Genomic DNA, 6,000 nt, shown 5'->3' with positions numbered 1-6,000 from the left:
CTACATCGAGCAGGTCGAGAAGCTGAAGACCAAGCCGGCCTTTACGGTGCCGACCGAGTTCTTCGTCGCGCATCAGCATGAGCTCAAGGGCCTGCCGGAGCTGCAGTTCAACCTGCAGGTCGAAGGCGACGACGTCTGGCTCCGCGTGCCTCGCTTGCAGGAAATCGCGCCGCCCGAGCTCGAGGAGCAGCTGAAGCCCTGGGTGACGCTGCCCAAGAGCCCCGAGAAGTCCCCTGAGCTCAAGAGCGAGACCGTCACTTTCGAGGGCAAGCGCGAGGTCGCTCGCGCGCAGCTCAAGGACCATCCCGAGGTGCAGGAGGCCTTCGACTGGTACGTGAGGTACCAGTGGGAGCCCTGGGCCGTGGCCGAGCGCCCGCGGCGCAAGACCATCGCCCGCTACAACCAGCTGTTCTCGCTGCAGCAGGCTATCTCCTCCGAGGGCACCGAGACGCCACTCGAGCTGGTCTGGGGCATCGGCTACGCGGCCTGGAAGAAAGAAGGGTTCGCCACGGCACTGAAGCACCCCCTGCTGGTACAGGCCTGCGAAATCTCGCTCAACGAGAAGACCTTCGACCTCGAGGTTCGGCCGCGCGACGTCGAGCCTCGCCTGGAGGCCGACTGCTACGCCGAGATGGAGCTGCCCGGCATCAAGCAGCTGGAAGCCTACTGGCGCAGCGCGCTGGCCACCGGTGCCAACCGGGTCAATCCGTTCGAAGCTTCGACGTTCGACGGCATCCTGAAGGCAGCTGTTGGCCACTTGGACCCAACGGGCACCTACGAAGTCCGCACCGATGACGTCACGCCGCCCGCCCCGAGCGACAAGCTTACTATTGCGAACACTTGGGTGCTCTTCGGCCGCAAGCGGTCTGGAGACATCTTCCTGGAGGACATCCGGCGCCTGAAGAAGAAGGTCGAGGAAGTCAAGCAGCTGCCGAGCGTCATCCGCAGCTTCGTCGAGCGCGGCGACTCCACGTTGAAGGTGCGGCCCGAGCAACCGTTCCGAGGCCTGTCGACCAGCGATGCCGGCTCTCAGGCCATGGAGCTCTACTTCCCAATGGCCTACAACGATGAGCAGGTCTCCATCGTTCAGAAGCTGCATGCCAATGACGGTGTCGTCGTCCAGGGCCCGCCGGGCACGGGCAAGACGCACACCATCGCGAACGTCATCTGCCACTACCTCGCACAGGGCAAGCGCGTCCTTGTGACCGCCAAGGGCGAGTCAGCGCTGGCGGTGCTGCAGGAGAAGCTTCCCGAGCGCATTCGGCCGCTCAGCGTCGCACTGCTTTCAGACGAGCGCGACGGGATGAAGCAGTTCGAGCACTCTATCCAGACTATTGCGTCCAGTGTCGCGGGTCTGAACCCGACGCGCGCCGCGCAGAACATCAACGCGGCCGAGGAGAAGCTGAACCAGCTGCACGCTAAGATTGCGCACGTCGACCGCACGGCGTCGGCGTATGCGTCGAAGCACATGCAGAGTTATCCCTTTAAGGGCCGCGACGTTACGCCCGAGGAGTTGGCGAAGGTGGTGCTGGAGCAAGCCGAAGCGCACCAGTGGTTCGACGACGAGCCGCCTCCGACCAAGGACGGGACGCTGCCCTTCGACGACGCAGCCGTCAATGCGCTGCGTCGTGCCCGGATGACCGTCCGCGAGGACCTTCTGTACCTCGGCTGCACATTGCCGTCGCCTGACGCGGTCCCCGTCTGGGCTGACATGCTCGGGCTGCACCGCGACTTGGTCAAAGCCAAGTCGATTGACGCCAGCGTGAACCAGGGTGCCATCCTTGCTCTGGTGGACTCGCGCCTGGAGACCTTCGAGAAGGCCCAGGCGCTGGGCAAGTTTCTCGAGGACCGCATGACGCTCAAGGCGAAGCTGGCTGGCGCGCGCCGACTGTGGCTCGAGGCACTTGGCAAGCGCTTCGCGGACATGCAGCCGACCGACCCGGTGCTGATGGCGCTCGTCAGCCTCTGCTCCGATGTGCGCACGCTCGAGCGCAAGCGTCGCGAGCTGCTGGCCAAGGCGGTCGAAGTCCCGGCCGACGCCGAACTGAACGAGGACGTGGGAGACGCTGTCGGCCGACTGGTCGCCGGTAAGAGTGCTTTCGCGCTGCCTTTCGGCAAGGGCGACGCTCGAAAGCTGGTGGCCGCGGTGACGGTGAGCGGCGTGGCTCCCGCGGGCAAGCCGGAGTGGGAGCTTGTCCAGGAGCTGCTCGCCTGGCGTGTTGAGGCGCGCAAGTTGCTCGCTCGCTGGTCATCGCTCTCGGGAGAGTTCGGGCTGGAAGCGCCCGGGCCTGGCGTTGAGCCGGCGCTGAAGAGGGTGGCGACGTGGCAAGCCGGCATCGAAGAGGTTCGGCAGCTGACCTTCGAGTTCGACGCGAAGCTGCACTCCCGGCTGGCGGAGGTGTTTGGCAAGCAGACCGCCGACCGGATGTGGGACGGTGGGGAGCCGTTCGTCGCAACCGCCTACTCCAGCTTGCAGGCGCATGTCGACAAGGGGCGACTCGCCTACGCCATGAAGCGCGTGCAGGAGCTGGTCCGCAAGCTCGAGGGCCACACCGGCGGCATCGTCGAAGAGCTGCGCTCCTTCCTCACCGAGTCGGTCGGCCGAACCAGCGCCGACGAGTCCGTGTTGCAGACCACCTGGCTGGCGCTCCAGGCCGAACTGTCGCGCCTGACTGCGCTGAATCCATCGCTGGATGAGATTGAACGCGTGACGGCCGCAATCGAATCGGCGGGGGCGACCAAGTGGGCACGTCGCCTTCGTACCGAGCCGGCGACGGCTGACCTCGACACTGCAAATCCCGCGACATGGCTCGACGCATGGAATTGGCGGCAGGCGGTAATGTTCCTCGACCGCATCGACGGTCACCACAAGATGCGCGAGCTGTTCGACGAGCGCCGCACGCTGACGACCGCGCTGGCCCGGACCTATCAAGACCTCGTTGCAGAGAAGACGTGGCTTGGCGTGTTCCAGAACTCGCCGGACTCGGTGCGGCAGGCCCTGCAGGCGTATCTCAATGCCGTTCAGGCGATGGGCTCCGGCACTGGCGTGCGGGCCGTGCGTCACCGTAAGACTGCGCGCGAGGCCATGCTACGGGCCTATCAAGCCGTGCCGTGCTGGGTACTGCCACAGTGGCGCGTGTCCGAAACCATTCCGCCCGAGGTGGGCCTGTTCGACCTGGTCATCATCGACGAGGCCTCTCAATCGGACATCTGGGCGCTTCCGGCGCTCCTGCGAGGTCAGAAGGTGCTGGTCGTCGGCGACCACAAGCAGGTGTCGCCGTCCGCTGTCGGTACGGCGGAAGAAAAAATCAAGGAGCTGACGAACCGCTTCCTGACCAACCAGCCTCACGGCTCGGAGATGACGCCGGACAAGTCCATTTACGACCTGGCCCGAGTCGTGTTCGCCGGCAACTCGGTGATGCTCAAGGAGCACTTCCGGTGTGTCCCGGCTATCATCGAATTCTCGAACCGAGAGTTCTACCAAGGCGACATCCGGCCGCTGCGCGTGCCCAAGGCCAATGAGAGGCTCGACCCGCCGCTGCTCGACGTGTTCGTCAAAGGCGGATACCGCAAGGGTGACATCAACGACCCCGAGGCCAAGGCCATCGTCGACGAAATCGAGGCCATCCTTGCCGACCCGCAGTTCGACGGACGCAGCATCGGCGTTGTCACTCTACTCGGCACGTCGCAGGCGGCGCGCATCCACGAACTGGTCAGCGAGCGCATCTCGCCCGTCGATGTCGTGGAGCGCAGGATTGCCATTGGGCCGCCGCCGGTGTTCCAGGGGCGCGAGCGCGACATCATGATGGTGTCCATGGTGCTCGGGCCCGGCGACCGCTCGGCCGCCAATCGGGCCGATATGCATCAGCGCTTCAACGTGGCGTTGTCGCGTGCTCGGGACCGCATGTACCTGTTCCGTTCCGTCGCTGAGACCGAGTTCAAGGAGGATTCGCTCAACGGCAAGGTCGTCAGTCACTTCAAGCAGCCCTTCCGCCAAGACGCGAAGAAGGTCCAGGCTCTGAGGGAGCGCTGCGAGTCGGGCTTCGAGCTCGAGATGTTCGATGAGCTGGTCAAGCGTGGCTTCCGTGTGGAGCCGCAGGTCCCGTGTGGCGGATACCGCATCGACTTCGTCGTGGAGGGCAACGAGGGGCGGCGCCTGGCAGTTGAGTGCGATGGCGACCGCTTCCACGGGCCGGGACAGTGGCAGGACGACATGGCGCGCCAGCGAGTCCTCGAGCGCGCGGGCTGGACGTTCTGGCGATGCTTCGCGTCGAGCTTTGTGCGACGGCGCGACGAAGTGCTGGACGACCTCATGCGGACACTGGCGCGACTCGGCATTGAGCCGCTCGGCGCGGAGTCCGTCGACAACACGGCGTGGGTCCACTACAAGGAAGTCGACCCGTACGGCGTCGAAGAAGAGCAGGAGGTTGCCTGACCATGCCCCGCCCACTCATGCAGCTCGGGGTCGGCGACCTGGAAGCGTTGTTCACCAAGTCCAAGACCGACGTCAAAGTGCTCAAGCAGCTTGAGCATGAGCTCCAGTACCGGCAGGTGCCACGGGCCGTAGCGCTCCTTGCAGAAGTGCAGGCAGCGATGTATGGCGCGGCACCTGTGGCGCCGGCGCCCGCCCCGGCTATGCCAGTTCCGGCACCAGCGCCCCAGCAGACTGGGCTGTGGGAGCGACCAACCGCTCCGGCGACCGGCCTCGCCGCGTCACCGATTGCCGCACCCCGCCCGGCAGAGCCAATCAAGGCGCCTACGCCTCCGGCTGTACCCAAGACACCGGAGCCCGCGATGACTGTCGAGGATGCGTACAAGCTGCTGAAGGCGACGGCCGGTTCTACGTGGGAGTCGATTGAGCAGACCCGCCGCCAGATGGTGCAGCAGTCGCATCCGGCGCGGTTGAAGTCGATGAGCCCGGAACGACTGGCACAGGCGCTTGCCGACGCCAAACAAGTCAACGCTGCGTATGTGACGCTCTCACAGGCGCGGTGCGCGGAGCACTAAACGCTAGGCTAGTCATCACAGCTACCTGCTCAAGGGAGCTGATTCATGAAACGTACTCTTGCGGTGCTTGTCGCCCTTACCGTTCTCAGAGCCTGTTCCAAGCCAACCGATGCGAGGCCCGCGTCTTCAAACTAGAGTGAGCGGCTCAGAAGCAGCCGTTGGCGACCGACCGTTCATGGCCGGACGCGGACATAGACGGCGCAGGGGATTAGGAAGATTTATCGGGGGTAGGGCGGCCCGGGAGTGGGCACAACGGGCAGGCTAGGCGTCGCCACACGCGCAGTGGTGCCAATACCGGGTTAGGGATCAATGCTGTGGTACGTTCAAACGCCAGAACCGCCGAGGCCCCCTGGCTGGAAATTTCCAATGGGACGCAGGTAGCAGGCAGGGCAATGCCACGCCTAGGGCCGACATCTGGTGGCGGGAGTCTCCTCTCGGTATCGTTGTTAGCAACGTCACATCCGCAAGGAACGGGTTATGCCGCGTCAGCCAACCATTTCGTACAACACTGGCCTCGGGGCTGATGGGAAACCGAAGGCAATCACTGCCAATTACTACCTGGCCACGACTCAGGACGTGATGCAGTTCTATTGCTTCGATGAGCCAGCAGAACAGGGCGGCGAAGGCAAGTGGGAGCTCATCGATCATTTGGATCGTACGCGTCTACTCGGCGCCGGTGACAAGATGACGGCCAAGACCTGGGCTAAGCGCCTAGGACTGAAGTCTTGGACCTATGTCCGCGTCTGACCTCTTAGGTGGGCTGCCCGAGCGGCAGCATGGGCCGAACTACCTAGCGAAGCGCTTCGCGATCCTGACGGGTCGGCACACTTGCTACAAGTGCGGTCAAACAACGAGGGTCAGCGCCATCGGACTTGCTGGGTACGATGAGTGGGACGATGAAGACGATCTGTCGAGGCCCTCCGACGGCGGTATATTGCTGACCCAAGTTACGGCTCTGAACAAGGGGGCCGCTGGGGCGGTGGTGGTCCATGC

Annotated in this window: 3 protein-coding genes; all 3 read left to right on the top strand. The window is 64.5% G+C overall.

Annotation, left to right across the window (positions count from 1 at the left end):
• Positions 1 to 46 precede the first annotated feature (46 nt).
• The 3 genes from CKY51_RS18870 to CKY51_RS18860 all read left to right on the top strand — a co-directional run bounded on the left by CKY51_RS18870 (position 47) and on the right by CKY51_RS18860 (position 5,754).
• Positions 47 to 4,435, top strand: coding sequence for an AAA domain-containing protein (locus CKY51_RS18870; RefSeq protein ID WP_211904928.1), 4,389 nt, complete (start codon positions 47 to 49; stop codon positions 4,433 to 4,435).
• A 2-nt stretch (positions 4,436 to 4,437) separates the two neighbouring features.
• The gene (locus CKY51_RS18865; protein ID WP_152249667.1) at positions 4,438 to 5,007 is read left to right on the top strand and encodes a J domain-containing protein; all 570 of its coding nucleotides are present in this window, start codon (positions 4,438 to 4,440) and stop codon (positions 5,005 to 5,007) included.
• Positions 5,008 to 5,484: 477 nt separating this feature from the next.
• The gene (locus CKY51_RS18860; RefSeq protein WP_152249666.1) at positions 5,485 to 5,754 is read left to right on the top strand and encodes a hypothetical protein; all 270 of its coding nucleotides are present in this window, start codon (positions 5,485 to 5,487) and stop codon (positions 5,752 to 5,754) included.
• The last annotated feature ends 246 nt before the right edge of the window (positions 5,755 to 6,000 follow it).

Source organism: Xanthomonas maliensis (assembly GCF_009192945.1).
GTDB classification, from domain to species: Bacteria; Pseudomonadota; Gammaproteobacteria; order Xanthomonadales; family Xanthomonadaceae; genus Xanthomonas; species Xanthomonas maliensis.
This window is presented reverse-complemented; position numbering and strand designations above follow the sequence as displayed.